Source organism: Roseovarius sp. D22-M7 (genome assembly GCF_037083785.1).
Taxonomy (GTDB): Bacteria; Pseudomonadota; Alphaproteobacteria; order Rhodobacterales; family Rhodobacteraceae; genus Roseovarius.
The window spans coordinates 72,982-91,565 of record NZ_JBAPKY010000008.1; the positions used below are offsets into that span (position 1 = coordinate 72,982).

At 66.3% G+C, this 18,584-nt stretch carries 17 protein-coding genes; 5 read left to right on the top strand and 12 right to left on the bottom strand.

Annotation, left to right across the window (positions count from 1 at the left end; all coding sequences use genetic code 11):
* The first annotated feature begins 75 nt into the window (after positions 1-75).
* Complete coding sequence (locus V8324_RS05655; protein ID WP_336418989.1) at positions 76-1,608, top strand: ATP-dependent DNA helicase; 1,533 nt, start codon at positions 76-78, stop codon at positions 1,606-1,608.
* Positions 1,609-1,733: 125 nt separating this feature from the next.
* On the opposite strand, the gene V8324_RS05660 is transcribed toward V8324_RS05655, so the two are convergent.
* From V8324_RS05660 to ruvC, 6 genes are all read right to left on the bottom strand, one after another.
* Positions 1,734-2,369 (bottom strand): VPLPA-CTERM sorting domain-containing protein, encoded by a 636-nt coding sequence (locus V8324_RS05660; RefSeq protein WP_336418951.1) that lies wholly within the window; start codon positions 2,367-2,369, stop codon positions 1,734-1,736.
* A 137-nt stretch (positions 2,370-2,506) separates the two neighbouring features.
* On the bottom strand, positions 2,507-3,142 hold the full coding sequence (locus tag V8324_RS05665; RefSeq protein WP_336418952.1) for a hypothetical protein: 636 nt from the start codon (positions 3,140-3,142) through the stop codon (positions 2,507-2,509).
* Between the two features lie 110 nt (positions 3,143-3,252).
* Complete coding sequence (locus V8324_RS05670; protein ID WP_336418953.1) at positions 3,253-4,971, bottom strand: hypothetical protein; 1,719 nt, start codon at positions 4,969-4,971, stop codon at positions 3,253-3,255.
* Positions 4,968-6,002: a Holliday junction branch migration DNA helicase RuvB gene (ruvB, locus tag V8324_RS05675; RefSeq protein ID WP_336418954.1), complete on the bottom strand. Its 1,035-nt coding sequence runs from the start codon at positions 6,000-6,002 to the stop codon at positions 4,968-4,970. The genes V8324_RS05670 and ruvB overlap by 4 nt, the downstream gene beginning before the upstream one ends.
* Before the next feature lie 3 nt (positions 6,003-6,005).
* Complete coding sequence (ruvA, locus tag V8324_RS05680; RefSeq protein ID WP_336418955.1) at positions 6,006-6,668, bottom strand: Holliday junction branch migration protein RuvA; 663 nt, start codon at positions 6,666-6,668, stop codon at positions 6,006-6,008.
* Positions 6,665-7,171, bottom strand: coding sequence for a crossover junction endodeoxyribonuclease RuvC (ruvC, locus tag V8324_RS05685; protein ID WP_336418956.1), 507 nt, complete (start codon positions 7,169-7,171; stop codon positions 6,665-6,667). Before ruvC ends, ruvA begins: the two co-directional genes overlap by 4 nt.
* Before the next feature lie 307 nt (positions 7,172-7,478).
* Between ruvC and V8324_RS05690 the strand changes: the two genes are divergently transcribed.
* Entirely contained in the window at positions 7,479-7,676 is a 198-nt protein-coding gene (locus V8324_RS05690; RefSeq protein ID WP_336418957.1) for a DUF1127 domain-containing protein, read from the top strand.
* Positions 7,677-7,784: 108 nt separating this feature from the next.
* Here V8324_RS05690 and V8324_RS05695 read toward each other — a convergent pair whose 3' ends face one another.
* The 4 genes from V8324_RS05695 to V8324_RS05710 form a co-directional block, all read right to left on the bottom strand.
* Positions 7,785-8,657, bottom strand: coding sequence for a 50S ribosomal protein L11 methyltransferase (locus tag V8324_RS05695; protein WP_336418958.1), 873 nt, complete (start codon positions 8,655-8,657; stop codon positions 7,785-7,787).
* Positions 8,658-8,678: 21 nt separating this feature from the next.
* Positions 8,679-9,908 (bottom strand): MFS transporter, encoded by a 1,230-nt coding sequence (locus tag V8324_RS05700; RefSeq protein ID WP_336418990.1) that lies wholly within the window; start codon positions 9,906-9,908, stop codon positions 8,679-8,681.
* Positions 9,909-9,975: 67 nt separating this feature from the next.
* Positions 9,976-10,470: a bacterioferritin gene (locus V8324_RS05705; protein ID WP_336418959.1), complete on the bottom strand. Its 495-nt coding sequence runs from the start codon at positions 10,468-10,470 to the stop codon at positions 9,976-9,978.
* A gap of 91 nt (positions 10,471-10,561) precedes the next feature.
* Complete coding sequence (locus V8324_RS05710) at positions 10,562-12,763, bottom strand: primosomal protein N' (protein WP_336418960.1); 2,202 nt, start codon at positions 12,761-12,763, stop codon at positions 10,562-10,564.
* A gap of 94 nt (positions 12,764-12,857) precedes the next feature.
* Between V8324_RS05710 and fsa the strand changes: the two genes are divergently transcribed.
* Positions 12,858-13,511 carry a fructose-6-phosphate aldolase gene (gene fsa / locus V8324_RS05715; RefSeq protein ID WP_336418961.1) on the top strand — a complete coding sequence of 218 codons (654 nt, stop codon included), beginning with the start codon at positions 12,858-12,860 and terminating at the stop codon, positions 13,509-13,511.
* A 37-nt stretch (positions 13,512-13,548) separates the two neighbouring features.
* Here the strand turns inward: fsa and V8324_RS05720 are convergent, their stop codons facing one another.
* On the bottom strand, positions 13,549-14,748 hold the full coding sequence (locus tag V8324_RS05720; protein ID WP_336418962.1) for a pyridoxal-phosphate-dependent aminotransferase family protein: 1,200 nt from the start codon (positions 14,746-14,748) through the stop codon (positions 13,549-13,551).
* A 142-nt stretch (positions 14,749-14,890) separates the two neighbouring features.
* Complete coding sequence (locus V8324_RS05725; RefSeq protein WP_336418963.1) at positions 14,891-15,334, bottom strand: MmcB family DNA repair protein; 444 nt, start codon at positions 15,332-15,334, stop codon at positions 14,891-14,893.
* A 386-nt stretch (positions 15,335-15,720) separates the two neighbouring features.
* On the opposite strand from V8324_RS05725, the gene parE reads away from it, so the two are divergent.
* Both parE and V8324_RS05735 read left to right on the top strand, forming a co-directional pair.
* Positions 15,721-17,676, top strand: a complete 1,956-nt coding sequence (parE, locus tag V8324_RS05730; protein WP_336418964.1) for a DNA topoisomerase IV subunit B — start codon at positions 15,721-15,723, stop codon at positions 17,674-17,676.
* A complete protein-coding gene (locus tag V8324_RS05735; protein ID WP_336418965.1) occupies positions 17,673-18,302 on the top strand; it encodes a hypothetical protein in 630 nt (209 codons plus the stop codon). Before parE ends, V8324_RS05735 begins: the two co-directional genes overlap by 4 nt.
* The last annotated feature ends 282 nt before the right edge of the window (positions 18,303-18,584 follow it).

Below are 18,584 nucleotides of genomic sequence, written 5' to 3' on the forward strand. Positions count from 1 at the left end.
GACAGCTTGCGTGCGATCGCGGCGCCGCGCGTCTTTCGCTGGAACCCGGCGGTCTGCGGCGCTAGGGTCGACCGGATGACCGAGATCCCCTTGACATATTCGCCCGACCAGGCCGAGGCGCATGATCGCATCGCCGAGGAATTGCGCGGCGTGGGCGTGGACCTCGACCAGGTCACCCTTGCCCCGCCGACCGAGGGCACGCAGACCGCGCTTGCCGTGATCGGCAAGGCCGGATCGGGCAAGACGCTGCTTCTGGCGGCGCTCTACCGCGAACTTAAAGAGGCGGGCGTCGAGATCGTGTCCGGCGACTATGAGGGGCGCAAGCGCCGCGACCGGCGCAGCCTCGCGATCCTCGCACCCACCAACAAGGCGGCCAGCGTGTTGCGCACGCGCGGGGTGCCCGCGACGACCATCCACCGGATCCTCTACACCCCCGTCTACCATCCCGAATACGAGAAGATCGCCGAGTGGCTGGCCGGGCAGGGCGACCGCCCCGAGATCGAGGGGCTGACCGATCAGGCGCTCGACCGGGCGCTTGCCTTCTACCAGGGCAACAGTTCGATTCCCGGGGCTTTGGCGGCAGCGGGTCTGCGCGGATCGGATTTCATCACCGGCTGGAAACGCCGGGAAGAGCCGCTCGATATCGGGCTCGTCGACGAGGCCAGCATGCTCGACGCGCAGCAGTTCGAGGATCTGCAGGAGATCTTCCCGACGCTCCTGCTGTTCGGCGATCCGGCGCAGTTGCCGCCCGTGAAGTCCGGGGGCGAGGGGATGGTCTTCGACACGCTGCCCGCGCCCGCGCGGCTGGAGCTGAGCCGCGTGCACCGGCAGGACGCCGATAACCCGATCCTCGACCTTGCGCATGCCCTCGCCGACCCCGCGCTGGAATTTCACGACTTCGAGCAGATGATCGCCGAGGCTGCGCGCCGTGACGACCGTGTCAGGTGGTCCGAACGGGTCGAGGTCGACCTGATGGCGCGTTCGCCGGTGCTGGTCTGGCGCAATGCCACGCGCATCCGTCTGATCCACGCCTTCCGCGCCGTGCATGACGCGCCCGAGACGGCCCTTCTGGCCGGCGAGCCGCTGATCTGCGACGGTATCGAGCTGCCCCTCAAGCACCGCCGCAAGCGGCTGGATCTCGAGGCGCGGGGGCTGATCAAGGGAGCGCAGGTGGTCTATCTCGGGCCCGGCAAGCGCCCGGGGTTCTCGCGGCTGCATGTCATCGGCGCGGAAAGCCCGCAACTGTCGGCGGCCTCGATCGTCAAGATCGAGAAACCGGGCGAGGAAGAGCCGTTCATTCCGTTTGCCGCCAATATGGGGGCGACCTTCCTGCACGGGGCGGCGGTGACGATCCACAAGGCGCAGGGCAGCCAGTGGCGCGATGTTCAGGTTTTCGCCCCAGACATCTACGCCGCGGCGCGCATGGGACGCTCCGAGGCCGGTCAGCCGCTGTGGAAACGTCTGGCCTATGTCGCCATCACCCGCGCCGAGGAACGCCTGCACTGGGTGGTGCGCAACCGCCTGTCGAAACCGCGCACGGCCCTCGGCGTGGACGATCTGCACGCTGCGCCGGCGCCCTTGGAACTGGCCGGCGAGGATGATCTGTAGCAGCCTCGCGTTGCCTGACGCTGGCGCCCGCGGCGGATACACATGCCGTGGTGCATAAAAATGCCTTGCCGCATAAAAAAGGCGCCCGAAACCGGGCGCCTTGTGATCTCTGCAAGCCCGGACGCTCAGACGGTCTTGTAGCGCCGAAGTGCCAGGAAAGAGCCGAGCGCGGCCAGCATCAGGAAGGCACTTGCCGGCAGCGGGATGGGGGCGAGCGGATCATCGGTGAAGTACTCGACGGTCACTTCGCCGAACGCCTCGGTTTCCTGGCCGCCCAGAACGCGGCCACCGCCACCCGAGATCCGGATGAACGTGTCGGTCAGCAGATCAACGGTGAACGGCGACAGGAACGGAGCGAGACCGCCACCGGTAACCGTCAGGCCGGAAGAGTTCGACCCGTCCACTTCGAAAGTGGTATTTCCGCCGCCGACGATCGTCGTCGGCCCTGTTCCGCCGGCCACGTCGAAGACGGACGGGCCCGCCGGCGAGGTGTACGCAAATTCCGTAACGGTATCGGCGCTGAAGTCCTGAGGCGAAGCGGAAATGTTGAAGATCGAGATATCCGACTCGATCACGCCGCGGAAACCCAGCCGGACCTCGGTGACTGTCCCCGACCCGGTATACCCGTCGAAATTCAGTGTGGCGTTCAATTCGGTCGGTCCGAAACCCACATCCTCGACCTGGGTTTCGTCAAGCGTCAGCGCATGCGCGGCCGGGGCGGTCATGGCCACCACGGCGGCTGCGATAAGATATTGTTTCATTCTCATTCTCCATTTTGCTGAATGCCCGGCTGGATGGTGAAACCAACAACAAGCAAAATTCCACGTTCTAGATCCCACGGAAATAGTAGTCAGTCAAGGTTATTGTTTCTCACACAGTATCAAAATCTTCGTGCTGTTCAAGAAACAAGCATCCTTGCGTGCAGGCGCAGGGCGTGACTCGTGTCACTGGCGCATCCGGGCAGGGCCGGGTCGTGGGCCGCGCGGATGAGCGCGCCGATCTCGGGGCGCAAAACCACTGTCCCGTCAGGCAGTTGCGCAAGGGCCGAGCGTTCGGTGAAGGCCCTGTCCGACCAGAGCAGGACCGATTGCACAACCTGGCCGAGCGCCAGCGTCTCGGCATCCATCGCCGCCAGCACCTCGTCCAAGCGCAGGAACACGAAGCACGCCTTGATCCCGCCATCCGCGTCGAAGCGGAAGATCCGGTATTGATTCGCGCCGGCTGCCTGCAGCCGGGTCACGAGGGCCGCGAGGTCGGGCACCAGGCGGTCGAGGTTCGGGGTCTCGGTCAGTTCCGACCAGTCGCGCACGAAGAACACCATCAGGTTCGCGCCAAGCTCGGGATCGGTCTCGGCCATCCTGTGATCGGCCAGCGCGACCACCGCCTCGATCGCGCCCTTGAAGATGCCGAGCGTCCGGTCGTCGACGCCGAACACCACCGGCACGATGGGCCGCCCCCACCGCGCGCACAGAAACGTGCCATCGCTGCGGGTGAAAAGCGCCTCGATTTCTTCGGGGCTCAGCGTGTCGGCCATGTCCACCTCCGGTTGCTGCTTGCCTTAGCAGCGCCATGCGCGGGCCGCAAACCCCGCGGGCGTCGTCTGGCCCGGAATATTCGACGCACAGTGCTTCGGGTGACCCGCGCTCAGTCTCGCGTCGCGCGCGTGTCAATGAGCCCCGAGAACCCGGCCACCGCCAGAAGGGCGAGGAACCAGCCCGCGGCGATATGGACCCACAGGTAATAACGCGCCCAGTCCGCCACCTTTTCGTCCGGGACCCAGTACTCCTGCATCTCCAGATCGACCACCGGCACGAGCGTGTCGAGCGAGTAGAGCGCCGCGTTGAAGGCTGGATACCCCGCCGCCTCGGGCTGGTCCCGGTAGCAGTCCAGCGTCGAGGGCTGATCGCCCCGCCGCGCGCCCCCGTCCGCGCACTGCGCCCATTCCGGGCTGCGCAGGATGAAGGCGTTGTTGGGCTTGAAGCCGTCATGGCCATGCGCCGCGTCGAAAACGCCCCAGCCGATGGCGAACATCACCAGCAGCCAGAGCCCCGCCTTACGCGGATTGTGACCATAGGCGATGAGCGCACCGAGCAGCGCATCGCCCAGCCAGTTGAGTGGTGCAATCGCGTGGCGGCATGTCCCCTGCGTATCCTTCCGAACGCGGGCACGCCGCACCCGTCGCTGCCGCTCTTCCTTTGCGATCAGCACAGTGCGGGCGTCCTCGGCATGGCCCATCTCGCGCAGGACCTGCGCGCAGTGCTCCCATGGCTGCGGCCAAAAGTCGTCGCCGAACCGCGCGGGCTTTTGCAGGTCCAGCCAGCGAATGCGTTCGGCGGCGCTGATGGCTTGCCCGACGAATGCGCCGTAGCGGCAGCGGTTGAGCCGCAGATCGCCCTTCGCGGGCCAGCAGGCGGGATCGTCGCACAGATGCCCGATCTCAGCGCCCGCGAGGTCGAGCGTCCCATCGGCATGGCTGCCCATCCGCCAAAGGAATGCTCCGGTCACCCGCGCGCCTTGGGCGCGGAGCGCCCAGCCGCCCGGGTTCTCGAAGCGCCCGCCAACGCAGTCCAGATCGCCGCCGATCCGCGCGCCGAGCAGCCGCACCTCCCCCTCGACCTGGATGCCGGCGAGGAACACCGCGCCGCGCGCCTCCAGCCCGTCGGCATTGAGCGCCGGGCCGCCCGGGTTCTCGAAGCGCCCGCCCTTGCATGACAGATCGCCGCCGATCCGCGCGCCGAGCAGTCGCACCTCTCCATAGGATTGAAAATTGTTGCGCAGGAACACGCTGCCCAACGCCTCCAGCCCGTCGGCGTGGAGCGCAATGCCGTCAGCGTTCTCGAGCCGCGCGCGGACGCACTCCAGATTGCCGCCGATCCGTGCGCCGACTAGCCGCACCTCGCCCTTGGCCTCGACACGGCGCAGGAACACGCCGCCCCGCGCCTCCAGCCGGTCTGCTTGGAGGCCGGGGAGATGCGAGGCTTCTAGGTTCAAGGTCTGCACCCGTGCGCCGCGCAACACCGGTGCATGCTCAAACCGACACCCCAGCAGCGCAAGGTCATGGTCGAGCCAGCACCCTTCGAGGTCGAGCCCCGGCGTGGCCCCCGCCATGATCGGATCGGCCCGACCGTCGCTGACCACCAGCGCCCAAGCGATCCGCAGACCCTTCTCGTGCAAGCGCACGGCGTCACCCCCCGCCGCGCCGAGGGCGAGCCAGCGGATCAGGCTGGCGCGCACCTGGCGGTCCTCGCCCGCGTCCTCGCCCGGCAGGCTCCCGTCGCCCAGCACCGTCACATGGCCCGTGCCCAGCCCGGCGATGACAACCTGCTCGGCCTCGGTGAGCGGCTCGAACTCCGCCAGCTTCATGCGTCGTCCCCGAACAGATCGCTTTGCCCCTTGGCCACAGGCGCGGGAAGGCCGAGATGCGTCCAGCCGCCATGCGCCAGCATCCGGCCGCGCGGGGTGCGCTGGATGAGGCCCTGTTGCAGCAGGTAGGGCTCGATCACCTCTTCCAGCGCGTCGCGGCTCTCCGACAGCGCGGCCGCGATCGTCTCGATCCCGACGGGGCCGCCCTGATAGGCTTCGGCGATCAGCCGCAGGTAGCGCCGGTCCGCCCCGTCGAGGCCGAGGTGATCCACGCCGAGCCGCGTCAGCGAGCTGTCGGCGAGCGCGCGGCTGATCTTGCCGCCGCCCTCGACCACGGCGAAATCCACCACCCGGCGCAAAAGCCGCCCGGCGATCCGCGGCGTGCCGCGGGCCCGGCGCGCGACCTCCAGCGCACCCTCGGGATCGGTGGGGATCCCCAGAAGGTCGGCATTGCGGCGCACGATCTCGTGCAGCTCGTCGATCTCGTAGAATTGCAGCCGGGTGGGGATGCCGAACCGGTCGCGCAAGGGCGTCGTGAGCAGCCCCAGCCGGGTCGTGGCGCCGACCAGCGTGAAGGGCTGCAGCTCGATCCGCACGGTGCGCGCCGCGGGCCCCTCGCCGATCACCAGGTCGAGCTCGAAATCCTCGAGCGCGGGGTAGAGCACCTCCTCGACCGCCGGGTTCAGGCGGTGGATCTCGTCGATGAAAAGCACATCGTTGCGTTCGAGATTGGTGAGGATCGCGGCCAGATCGCCTGCCTTGGCCAGCACCGGCCCCGAGGTCATGCGGAACCCCACCCCAAGCTCGCGCGCCATGATCTGGGCCAGCGTCGTCTTGCCAAGGCCGGGCGGGCCGTGAAAGAGCGTGTGATCCATCGCGTCGCCGCGCTGCCTGGCCGATTGGATGAAGACCGCGAGGTTGGCGCGCGCCTCGCGCTGGCCGATGAATTCCGACAGGACCTTGGGGCGCAGGCTGCGGTCTGCATCCTCGGGCAGTGCCTCGGGCCGCAATGTCGGGTCGGGACCTGTCATCGCCTAGCCTTTCGGTGCCAGCCGCCGCAGCGCGGCGCGGATGAGATCGGCGGTCGCGGCCTCGGGGGTCTCGCTGGCCGCCTGTGCGACGGCGCCTGCCGCCTCGCCGGGGGCATAGCCCAGGTTGGTCAGGGCCGACAGTGCCTCGGCCTGCGCGCCGGGGTCTGCGGGGGCGGGCGCCGCGGGCGCCTCTGCCGGCGTCGCCATCTCGATCACTTCGCCGGCATCCGGCGCGGGGGGCGGGGTGGCGCCCATGGCCATGACCGTGGGCGCCTTGTCCTTGAGCTCGTTGACCACGCGTTGCGCGGTCTTGGCGCCGACGCCGCGGGCCGCGGTGATCGAGGACCAGTCGCCGATGGCGATCGCGCGGCTGACACCGTCGGGGCCGAGCGCACCGAGGATCGCCAGCGACGCCTTGGCGCCCACGCCCTGCACGCCCATCAGCAGGCGGTGCCATTCCTTTTCCACCAGCGTGGAAAAGCCGAATAGCTGCAGGATGTCCTCGCGCACCAGCAGATCGGTATAAAGCGCCGTCATGCCGCCGACGCCGGGCAGCGCCGACAGCGTCCTGTCCGAGCAATAAACGAGGTAGCCCACCCCGCGCACGTCGATCAGCACGTGATCGCTGGCGCGGTAGTCGATCCGCCCGGCGATCCTCCCGATCATGTGCTCGCCCGTGCGACGGCCCGTGCCAGCATGGCCCCTGATCGTGCGTGATGCGCGTGGCAGATCGCGACGGCAAGCGCATCGGCCGCATCCGGGCCGGCCAGCACCACGCCCGGCAGTTGCACCGCGACCATATGTGCGACCTGTTCCTTGGCGGCGTGGCCGACACCCACGACCGTCTTCTTGACCGAGTTGGGGGCATATTCCCCCACTGTCAGCCCGTATTGTGCGGGCACCAGCAGCGCGATCCCGCGCGCCTGCCCCAGCTTCAGCGTGCCTGCGCCGTCCTTGTTGACGAAGGTCTGCTCGACCGCCGCCGCGTCGGGCGCATAGCGGTGCAGGATGTCCGTCAGTTGCTGGTAGAGCGACAGGAGCCGCGCCCCGAGATCCGGACCTGTCGAGTGACAGATGCCGTTGGCCACGTGGCTCAGCCGGCTGCCATCCACCTCGATCACGCCCCATCCGAGGTTGCGCAACCCAGGATCGATTCCCAAAACCCGCATGTTTCCGCCCCGCCCCTCGTGTTTTCAGACCCATAGCACGAAGCAAGAACGGGTACCAAGAGGCATCGATGTTTTCATTTTGCCCATGCGCTCGGCAGATCCTTGCCGAAAATCTGCGTGCGGCGAACCCGATCGAGAGGTCAGGGAAATTTAAACAGTGTTAACAACACCTTGAAATCCTGATGACCCATGCACGCGATGCATAAGGACTATGCAGACATGCCTGCTTGTGAGGGTCGGCGTGCTCGCCTACCTCAATCGCACAATCGAAGATGAAACGTCCTCTGTCGTAGCAAGGATCTGTACCATGGCCACTGTCGCAAATACCCGCAAGACCTCTTCCCAGTCCGGGATCGATGTCGTCGTCTCTCGCGTCGCTTCTGCCCTCATCGGCTGGAACGAGCGCCGCGTGACACGCAACGCCCTGTCAAGACTGTCCGATCGCGAGCTCGAGGATATCGGCCTGACCCGCGCGGATATCCCGAAAGTCGTGCGCAAGCGCTGATGCGGACGCATCGCGCCCGGCACGTCCCGGACAATGAACGCCCTGCATGACGCAAGCGCATGCAGGGCTTTTTTCATTCGGGATGCGGGCGCATTGCGCGCGGCAGTCTCAGCCGGGCCGCGACATGACCAGCGTTGTCCAGTCGCCGATCTCGTTGCGCTGGTCGAGGCTGTTGCCGGCCTGTGAATAGCAGGCGATCACCTCGTCGGCCTGTTCGTTCAGAAGTCCCGACAGGATGACCTTGCCCCCGTGGCGCAGGCTGTCGGTGATCGCGGGCGCGAGGTCGATCAGCGGCCCTTTCAGGATATTGGCGAAGACGAGGTCGAACGGGGCCGCGGCGCGCAGATCGGAATGATCGAGGCCCGTGGCCTCGATGCAGCGCACCCGGCCGGCCAAGTCGTTGGCGGCGACGTTCGCCTCGGCCACCTCGACCGCGACCGCGTCGATATCCGAGGCCAGCATCACCCCGGGCCAGATTCGCGCCGCCGCCATCGCCAGCACCGCCGTGCCGCAGCCGAGGTCGAGCACCGATCCCCCGTCAAAGCCGTCCTCGGCCAGCCGGTCGAGCGCGCGCAGACAGCCCAGGGTGGTGCCGTGATGCCCGGTTCCGAAGGCCATCGACGCCTCGATCAGCAGCGGTTCGCAATCGTCGGGCACCTTGTCCGCGTCATGGCTGCCATAGACGAAGAACCGCCCCGCCTCGACCGGGCTGAGGTCGCGCTGCACTTTCGAGACCCAGTCGGTCTCGGGCAACTCTGATATGACGAAGGGCTTGGCGTCGTGGATCGCGGCCAGAAGCGCCAGCCCCGCCTGATCCGGCGGCTCCTCGAAATAGGCGGCGATTTCCCACAGGCCGGACCCGTCCTCCATCTCGAAGGCGCCGATGCCGGTGGGTTCGGGGTCGAGATCGTCGAGCGCCTCGGCGAGCGCGTCGGCGTTGGCCTTTTGCGTCACGGTTGTGTAGGCGGTGAAGGTCGGCATCGGGGCCTCTCTGGTCAGGGGTCATTCGGCCGGGGCCGGGGCGGCGCGGGCGAGGATGGTCTCGTATCCGGGCTCGGGGTGGCGCGGGATCATCAGCGCCAGAAGGCACGATACCGCCGCCATGCAGGCCGCCATCCCGAACACCGCGGCCGGCGAGACCAGCCACGCATATCCCAGAAGCGCCGGCAGGAAGACCGCGGCGATATGGTTGATGGTAAAGGCCACGGCGGCGGTGGGGGCGATGTCGCCGGGATCGGCGATCTTCTGGAAATAGGTCTTGAGCGCCAGGGCCAGCGAAAACAGGATATGATCCACGACGTAAAGCGTTGCGGCCAGCACCATGCCCCAGCCGAACATGTAGATCCCGCCATAGGCCAGGAACACCAGCGCCAGCCCGACATATTCGAACACCAGCGCGTTACGTTCGCCGAAGCGGAACACCGCGCGCCCCATCAGCGGGGCGGCGACCATGTTGGCGACAAGGTTTATCAGAAAAAGGGCGGTGACCTCGTGCACCGCAAAGCCGAACTTCTCGACCATCATGAAGCCCGCGAAGACGACGAAGATCTGCCGCCGCGCGCCGGCCATGAACTGCAGCGCGTAATACAGCCAGTAGCGCCGGCGCAGCACCATCTTCTTGATCTGCGGATTGGGCGCCTCGAAGCGCGGATAGGCCAGCAGGCACCAGATCGCCGCACAGGCGGTAACCCCGCCCGACACCATGTAGACGGTGTTATAGTTCAGATCGAAGGCCTGCCATGTCAGCACGATCAGCACATAGGCGACCAATGTGGCCCCCGATCCGGCCGCCAGCAGCCAGCCCAGCATCTGCGGCGCGCGCAGCTTGTCGAGCCATTGCAGTTGCAGCGAGTGGTTCACCGTTTCGAAATAGTGGAACCCGATCGAGCTGAGCATGGTGATCGTCAGGATGCCGCCCAATGAGGGGAATTGCGCGGTCAGTGCCGTCGCGACCCCCAGAAGAAGAAGTGCCACCAGCCCCAGAACCTGCTCGTGCATGACCATGATCAGCGCGATAACCCCGATGGCGAAGAAGCCGGGGATCTCGCGCACCGTGTGCAGCCAGCCGATATCCGAGCCGTCGAACCCGGCCACCTCGATGACAAAGTTGTTGAGCAGCGCCGACCACGTGGCAAAGGCTATGGGCATCGCCGCGGCCATCAGGAACAGCAGCGTCGTGGGCCGCTGCCAGAACGGCAGGGTCTTGGCCTTGGCAAGCGGGAACGTCGTCATGCGCATGGGGCGGGTGATATACCTGCCCCATGCGGGAGGCGAGCGGAAAAACGCCCGCGATCAGGGCTCAGGTGGCGCCCTGTCCGCCGCTGCGGCCGCTCATGTAGTTGGTCATGAAGACCGGCGTGCCCAGCTTTTCCAGGAGGTCGAGCTGCAGGTCGAGCCATTCCCAATGGCCTTCCTCGTCCTGCACGATCCGTTCGAACAGCGCCCGTGTGCCGATATCGTCGACCTCGAACGCCTCGCGCGCGGCACGGGTGTAGAACTCGATCGCGCCGCCTTCCTCTTTCTTGTCGGCCTTGAACAGCGCTTCCAGATCGGGCGCCTTTTTCGGGGTGCTGGCCGGTTCCAGCTTGGGCGTGCCGCCAAGGAACAGGATGCGGTCGATGAAGGCCCCGGCATGGCCGAGTTCCTCCTGCATCTCCTCGCGCATCTTCGCGCCAAGCTTGTCGATGCCCCAATCCTCGAGGGTGTGCGCGTGCAGCAGATATTGATGCACCGCCGTCAGCTCCATCGACAGCGCGGTTTGCAGGTTCTCTATGCTTTTCGTTCTGTCGGCCATGACCGGCTCCTTTCGTTGATCCAATTGTAAATAGATCTATTCGCCCGATCGCGGTTTGCAACACCGGCGCCGCGCGATGACGCGGGCGGGTTCAGAAAAAGCTTTGCGGGTCGATATCCACCGTCAGGCGGGCCTGTGCGGGCAGGCGCACCTGTCCCACCCAGTCGGCCACGGCCGATTGCAGGGCGGCGCCCTTGGGTGCCTTGACCAGCAGCCGTACGCGGTGGCGTCCGCGGATCCGGGCGATCGGCGCGGGGGCCGGGCCGAAGACCTGCGCGCCGACGCTGCGCAAGGGGCCGTCGCGGCGCGCGAGGTCCGTGCCCAGATCGAACACCGCCTGCATGTCCGGCGATGACAATATGATCCCCGCCATCCGGCCGTAGGGCGGCACGCCGGCCTCGCGCCGACCCAAAGCCTCTGCCCGCCAGAAGCCTTCCTCGTCGCCCGCGAGGATCGCGCGGATCACCGGGTGCTCGGGCTGGTAGGTCTGCAATACCGCGCGCCCGGCGCGCTCGGCACGGCCCGCGCGCCCCGCGACCTGCCGCATCAGTTGAAACGTCCGCTCGGCCGCGCGCAGGTCGCTGCCCTGCAGCCCGAGGTCGGCGTCGATCACGCCGACCAGTGTCAGCAGCGGAAAGTTGTGCCCCTTGGCGACAAGCTGCGTGCCGATGATGATATCCGCCGCGCCGTCGGCGATTTCCGCGATCTGTTCCTTCAGCGCGCGCGCCGAGCCGAAGAGATCCGAGGACAGCACCGCGATCCGCGCCTGCGGAAACAGCGTCGCTGCCTCTTCGGCCAGACGCTCGACCCCCGGGCCGACGGCGGCCAGCCGGTCCTCGGCGCCGCAGGCCGGGCAGGTGCTGGGCACCGGGGCGCTTTCGCCGCACTGGTGGCAGATCAGGCGCTTCTGGAAGCGGTGCTCGACCATGCGCGCGTCGCAATGCGGACAGCCGATCTGGTGCCCGCAGGCCCGGCACAGCGTGGTCGGCGCATAGCCGCGACGGTTGAGGAACAACAGCGCCTGTTCGCCCGCCGCGACGCGGGCGTTGACCGCGGCCTGAAGCGTCGGCGAGATCCAGCGATTGGCGGGCAGCGTTTCGGCCCGCATGTCGATCGCCGCGAGATCCGGCATCACCGCGGCACCGTAGCGCGCGGCCAGATCCAGCCGGGCATACTTGCCCGCCTCGGCATTGGCCCAGCTTTCCAGGCTGGGCGTGGCCGAGGCCAGCACGACGCGCGCGTCGCAGATGCTGGCGCGCAGGACCGCCATGTCGCGGGCGTTGTAGAGCACGCCGTCCTCCTGCTTGTAGGAACTGTCATGTTCTTCGTCGACGACGATCAGCCCGAGATCCCGGAACGGCAGGAACAGCGCCGAGCGCGCGCCGACCACCATCTGCGCGTCACCTTGCCCGACCATCTTCCAGGCGCGGCGGCGTTCAGTCATCGTCACGCCGGAATGCCATTCCGCGGGTTTCGCGCCAAACCGCGCCTCGACCCGGGTCAGGAACTCTGCCGACAGCGCGATCTCGGGCAGAAGCACCAGCGCCTGCCGGCCCTGGCGCAGGGATTCGGCCACGGCCTCGAGATAGACCTCGGTCTTGCCGGACCCGGTGACGCCGCGCAGCAATGTCGTGCCGTAGGTGCCATCCCGCACGCCGCCGCGCAGATGCGCCGCCGCCGTCACCTGATCCTCGGTCAGGTCCTTCGAGGGCAGGTCGGGGTCGAGCCGGGGAAAGGCGCGGTCGCGCGGCGTGTCCTCTTCAAGCACGGATCCTTGCGCGACCAGCCCCTTGATCACCGAGGCGGTGACGCCGGCCATGTCGCCAAGCTCTTTCAGGGTAAAGCCGAGCCCGCCATGCGCGCGCAGCACCGCCAGAACCCGCTCGCGCGCGTCGGTCATGCGCGCAGGGTCCGCGTCGCCCGGGCGGTAGATCTTCTGCATCGAGGGCGGGTTGCCCAGCCCCGGCGCGCGCGTCGCCAGCCGCAGCATGGCGGGCAGGGGCGTCAGGGTGTACTCCGACGCGCGGCGCAGGAAATCCTGCATGTCGGCCTGCATCGGCGCCACCTCCAGCACCCGGATGATGCTGCGCGCCTTCTTGATGTCGAACCCGCCGCGGCCCGCGCCCCAGACCACGCCGAGCACGCGGCGCGGCCCCAGCGGTACCTCGACGAAGGCGCCATGCACGCAGCCCCCCTCGGGGGCGAGGTAGTCGAGCGGGCCGTCCAGCGGTTGCGCCGTCAGTACCGCGACCAAGTCCCCTTCGTGATGGAACTCGGGCGGGGGTGCGGGCACTTGGCGGCTCCTTTCCGTCAGGGGTTTCGGCGGGCTGAGCCATGAGGTAAACGCATCCGCAACAGAACCCAAGCCATCACGAGAGGGCCGTCCCATGAAATTCTTTGTCGATACCGCCGAAACCCGCGAGATCGCCGAGCTGCACGCCCTCGGCATGGTCGATGGCGTCACCACCAACCCGTCGCTGATCCTGAAATCGGGGCGCGATATTCACGAGGTGACGAAAGAGATCGCCGGCATGGTCGAGGGCCCGGTCAGCGCCGAGGTCGTGGCGACGTCTTCCGACGAGATGGTCGCCGAGGGCCGCAAGCTTGCGAAGATCGCGGATAACATCGCGGTCAAGGTGCCGCTGACCTGGGACGGGCTGAAGGCCTGCAAGGTGCTGTCGGGCGAGGGCAACATGGTCAACGTGACGCTCTGCTTCTCGGCCAACCAGGCGCTGCTGGCGGCCAAGGCGGGGGCGACGTTCATCTCGCCCTTCATCGGGCGGCTGGACGACATCAATCTCGACGGGATGGCCCTGATCTCGGATATCCGCCAGATCTACGACAATTACGGGTTCGAGACGCAGATCCTGGCTGCCTCGATCCGCACGGTCAACCACGCCTACCAGTCGGCGATGCACGGTGCCGACGTGATGACCGCGCCCCCGGCGGTGATCAAGAAGATGGCCGAGCATCCGCTGACCGATGCCGGGCTTGCCACCTTCACCGCGGATTGGGCCAAGACCGGGCAGAAGATCCTCTGAACACGAAAAAATTCATCTTTTCATCAATGGCCTGGCTTTACGCCGCGTCGGCGATCGCCCGGGCCGCCGCCGCGACGCCACCCTCGCCATGCGGTATGTCCAGCGCCACCAGACCCGCCTCTATCGCGCCGAGCGCGCCGAGGATCATGTGCGCGTTCACATGCCCCATGTGCCCGATGCGGAAGAACCCGTGCCACGCCGGATCGCCCGGCTCGGCCATCCCCAGCCCGATGCCGAGCGTCACGCCGGCATGGTCCTGCACCCATTTGCGCAAGCCCGATCCGTGCGGCGCGCCGATCCGCAGCGCGGTCACCGCGCGGCTTCGCAGGGCCGGGTCGGCGATGTTGAGTTCCAGCGGGCCGGTGCGCCCCCATGTCTCGCAGGCCGCCCAGATGGCGCGGGCGAGGCGGTCGTGCCGGTCCCAGATCGCCTCGATCCCCTCGGCGCGGATGAGGTCGAGCGCGGCGCGCAGCCCGTAAAGGTGATGCGTGGGGGCGGTGCCGCCGAAATACTGGTAGAACATCTCGGGGTTGGCGCGGTTGGTCCAGTCCCAGTAGCGGCTGACGCGCGGCAGGGCGCGGCGGGCCTCTGCGGCCTTGTCGGAGAAGAACACGAAAGCCAGACCTGGCGGCACCATCAGCCCCTTCTGACTGCCGGCGATCATCACGTCGACGCCCCACGCGTCCATCTCGAACCGGTCGCAGGCGAGCGAGGCGATGCAATCGGCCATCAGAAGTGCCGGGTGCCCGACCGCGTCGAGCAGGGCGCGCAGGGCCGCGATATCGTTGCGCACCGAGGTCGAGGTGTCCACATGCGTGGCCAGTATCGCCTTGATTTCACGCGATGTATCGGCGCGCAGCGCGGTCTCGACCCGGTCGAGATCGATCGCCGACCGCTTGCCGAAATCCAGCAGGTCGGCATTGATCCCGCGCGCCTCGGCCACGTCGGCCCAGCCATGCCCGAAGCGCCCGGTCGCCGGCACCAGCACACGGCCACCCTCGGGCACGGTGTTGGCCAGCGCGGCCTCCCACGCGCCATGGCCGTTGGCGATGTAGATCGCCACGTCGCCCGTGGTGCGCGCCACGTCCCGCAGATCGGGGATCAGGCCCGCCGTCATCTCAATCAACTCGCCCTCGTAGATGTTGGGCGAGGATCGGTGCATCGCGCGCAGCACCTCCTCGGGCATGACGGAAGGGCCGGGAATGGCGAGGTACGGGTGACCGCCTGCGAGGCTCATGGCGGAATTCTCCTGATGATTTTTCGGGGACATTACGCTCTTGCCCGGTGGCGTCAATCGGGCATGGCGTCCGCCTGCTGCGCCGCGCCGCGCTGGCGCTGGACGGCCAGTAGCCTGACAAGTATCGGTTTTAAAATGATTTTCACACCTGCGGATCGCGGAGCCATTGCAGGCGGCGTGCCGCATCCCGGGCGAATTTGCGGATCAACGCGTTGCGGCGGGCGGCGGGCAGCTTGCGCGGGGCGTCCATGCGGATGATCTCGGCGGCGTAGGCGTCGGCGATCATGATGCCGGTGTCGTCGGGCAGGATCTCGAGCGGGAAGGCCGAATCCACTGCCCAGAAATACCGGTCGCACCACTCGAGGTATCCGGGCCATTTCGCATCCGACTGGAAATCGGCGCGGCTCGACTTGCACTCGATCACCCAGATCTCGCCCTTGGGACCGAGGGCGGCGACATCGACACGCTTGCCCCGGTCCGGCGAGAATTCCTCAATCGAAACAAAGTCATAGGTTGCGAGATGCCGGCACACGCCGCGCGCCAGAAGCTGGCCGGGCTGTCGGAACTGGTCAAGGGCGCTGTCCATGCCGGCATTTTTGAACGAAACACGAACGCGTGCAACCCCTTGTTCCGTCCCCCGCGACGGGCTACTTCTGGGTCGTGGCGGGTGCTGCCCTTCCCGTGAACGGTTACATTCCAGTGGCCTTAATCTTTTCCGAGGGAGCTGGCTCTGTCCTGGCCGTGGTCTGGTTAACCGGCGCCCACCTGTACACACAGGCTCTCGGGAATGCGTAAACCAAACGGTTGCGTGCGGGCCCGCCACACTTCGCCCCAACCGACATGCGTACAGCGCGTACACGACGTATGCGGCTTGGGTACGCAATCCGCGGCCTCACGCGGCGACAGCCACTTTCCCCGTTCGTTCCGCTCTGCCATACTGCCGCGCAACCCATAAAAGAAAAGAGCAGCGGCATGAACGATCTTCTCTCATCGAGCCCGAAACCCGATTATGACGCCTCGTCCATCCAGGTGCTTGAGGACATGGAGCATGTGCGCCTGCGGCCGGGCATGTATATCGGTGGCAAGGACGACCGCGCGCTGCATCACATGGTGGCCGAGATCGTCGACAACTCGATGGACGAGGCGGTCGCCGGGCACGCCACCTGGATCGAGGTCGAGCTGCACGCGAACGGCCATGTCAGCGTGCGCGACAATGGCCGCGGCATCCCCATCGATCCGCATCCCAAGGATCCCGGCAAGACCGCGCTCGAGATCATCTTCTGCACGCTCAACGCGGGCGGCAAGTTCTCGGGCGACAGCTACGAGACCTCGGGCGGGTTGCACGGGGTCGGCTCGTCGGTGGTCAACGCGCTGTCGGACCATCTTTGCGTCGAGGTCGCGCGGGGGCGCGAGCTTTACCGCATGGAGTTTTCGCGCGGGCTGCCGCAGGGGCCGCTGGAAAAGGTGGGGGCCGCCCCCAACCGGCGCGGCACCGCCGTCACCTTTCACCCCGACCCCGAGATCTTCGGCTCGCTCAGCCTCAAGCCCGCGCGGCTCTTCGCGATGGCGCGGTCCAAGGCCTACCTGTTCTCGGGGGTCGAGATCCGCTGGAAAAGCCATGTCACCGATGGCGAGACCCCGCAGGAGGCGACGTTCAAGTTTCCCGGCGGGCTGTCGGATTACCTCGCCGAGACCCTGGGCGGCGCCACCACCTATGCCGCGCGGCCGTTCGCGGGCCGGGTGGAGTTCGCCGACAAGTTCAACGTGCCGGGCCGGGTGGAATGGGCGATCAACTGGACGCCGGCGCGCGACGGGTTCCTGCAAAGCTACTGCAACACCGTGCCCACGCCCGAGGGCGGCACGCACGAGGCCGGGTTCTGGGCGGCGATCCTGAAGGGCATCAAGGCTTACGGCGAGCTGTCGAACAACCGCAAGGCCGCGCAGATCACCCGCGAGGATCTGGTGTCGGGCGGCTGCGCCGTCGTGTCGTGCTTCATCCGGGAACCGGAATTCGTCGGCCAGACCAAGGACCGGCTGGCGACCACGGATGCGCAGCGCATGGTCGAGGGGGCGGTGCGCGACCATTTCGACAACTGGCTGGCCGCCGACACCAAGTCCGCGGGCGCGATCCTGGATTTCCTCGTGCTGCGGGCCGAGGAACGCCAGCGGCGGCGTCAGGAGAAGGAGACGCAGCGCAAGACCGCCACCAAGAAACTGCGCCTGCCGGGCAAGCTGGTGGATTGCACCGCCACGGCGCGCGACGGCACCGAACTGTTCATCGTCGAGGGGGATTCGGCGGGCGGGTCGGCCAAGCAGGCGCGCGACCGCAAGAATCAGGCGCTGTTGCCGTTGCGGGGCAAGATCCTGAACGTGCTGGGGGCGGCGAGCGCCAAGCTGGGCAGCAACCAGGAGATCAGCGACCTGACTCAAGCCTTAGGCGTCGGGCTGGGGTCGAAATTCAACATCGACGATCTGCGTTATGACAAGATCATCATCATGTGCGACGCGGATGTGGACGGCGCGCATATCGCCGCGCTGCTGATGACGTTCTTCTTTTCGCAGATGCGGCCGATGATCGATTCGGGGCATCTGTACCTCGCCTGTCCGCCGCTTTACCGCCTCAGCCAGGGGGCGACGCGGGTCTATGCGCTGGACGAGGCCGAGCGCGACGCGTGGCTGGCCAAGGGTCTGGGCGGCAAGGGAAAGATCGAGGTGGGCCGCTTCAAGGGTCTGGGAGAGATGGACGCCAAGGACCTCAAGGACACCACGATGGACCCCAAGACCCGCCGCCTGATCCGCGTGACCATCGACGAGGACGAGCCGGGGCAGACCGGCGATCTGGTGGAGCGGCTGATGGGCAAGAAGCCGGAACTGAGGTTCCAGTATATTACCGAGAATGCTAGGTTCGTGGAGGAGTTGGATGTATGATTCAGAAAGTTGACACTTTCGAACATATTCGAGTAGAAGGCGTAAAGATTGACATGGAAAGCCTTGTCACGATACTGGAATCTACCGGGGAAAGTTCGATCAGCTTAAAGTGCGACGACACAATCTATGAGTCACTCGACGAGATAAAGTCCAATAAGTCCGCAATAAGTATTCCGTTTAAGATAAGCTGCGGTGAAACAACCATTGAATTTGACCCTTTCGCCGCAGGTGTTTTCGGAAGATCAAGCTCATCACACCGACAAAAAGCGCTTGCAAGAGAATTACGTACCTATGTCCCGGTGCTGTCCAAGTTTCCGTTGATTACTTTCTTCGTGACAGCACAGTTGATCGTATTTGGCCTTCCGCGAATTTTCGCTCAGCTTTCTTTTGATGTTTCGACTGAGGTGTTTGGATTTAATTTGCAAGAAATTGCGCTGTTCTTTATGGTTGGGCTGTCAGTTGTTGCTTTGTTCTTATTATATTATTATCATTGGACGAGGACAAAAATTTACTATTCAAGAAGCGGCTTCTTGGTGCGTAACGCAGATAACATCGCGGTCGGTTTAATACTCATGTTTTTCACGGCGCTGTTTTACTATTTCTTTGACTTTTTGCGTCCAGCCTGAAATCCGCCGACCCCTTCGCCTCACGTACGACACTTCCGCGCGAGACGCGCCGAAGGCGCCGCGCGATCGCCGGGCCGCCCCCCGGCACGGCGATTTGGTCGGCCTATGCGCAAAGCATATGAGTTTTGCGGGTTTGGCCGCCATAAAGTGCAAAGCATGTCCGCTGGATCGCCGCACCGCGGCCCGGCGCTCGCGCGGCTCGGGTCGGGACAGGAGCCCGGCACGGTGATTTGGCCGGGGGATGCGCGCCGCCCGGATGACCTGCCCCCCGGTCGTCCCACG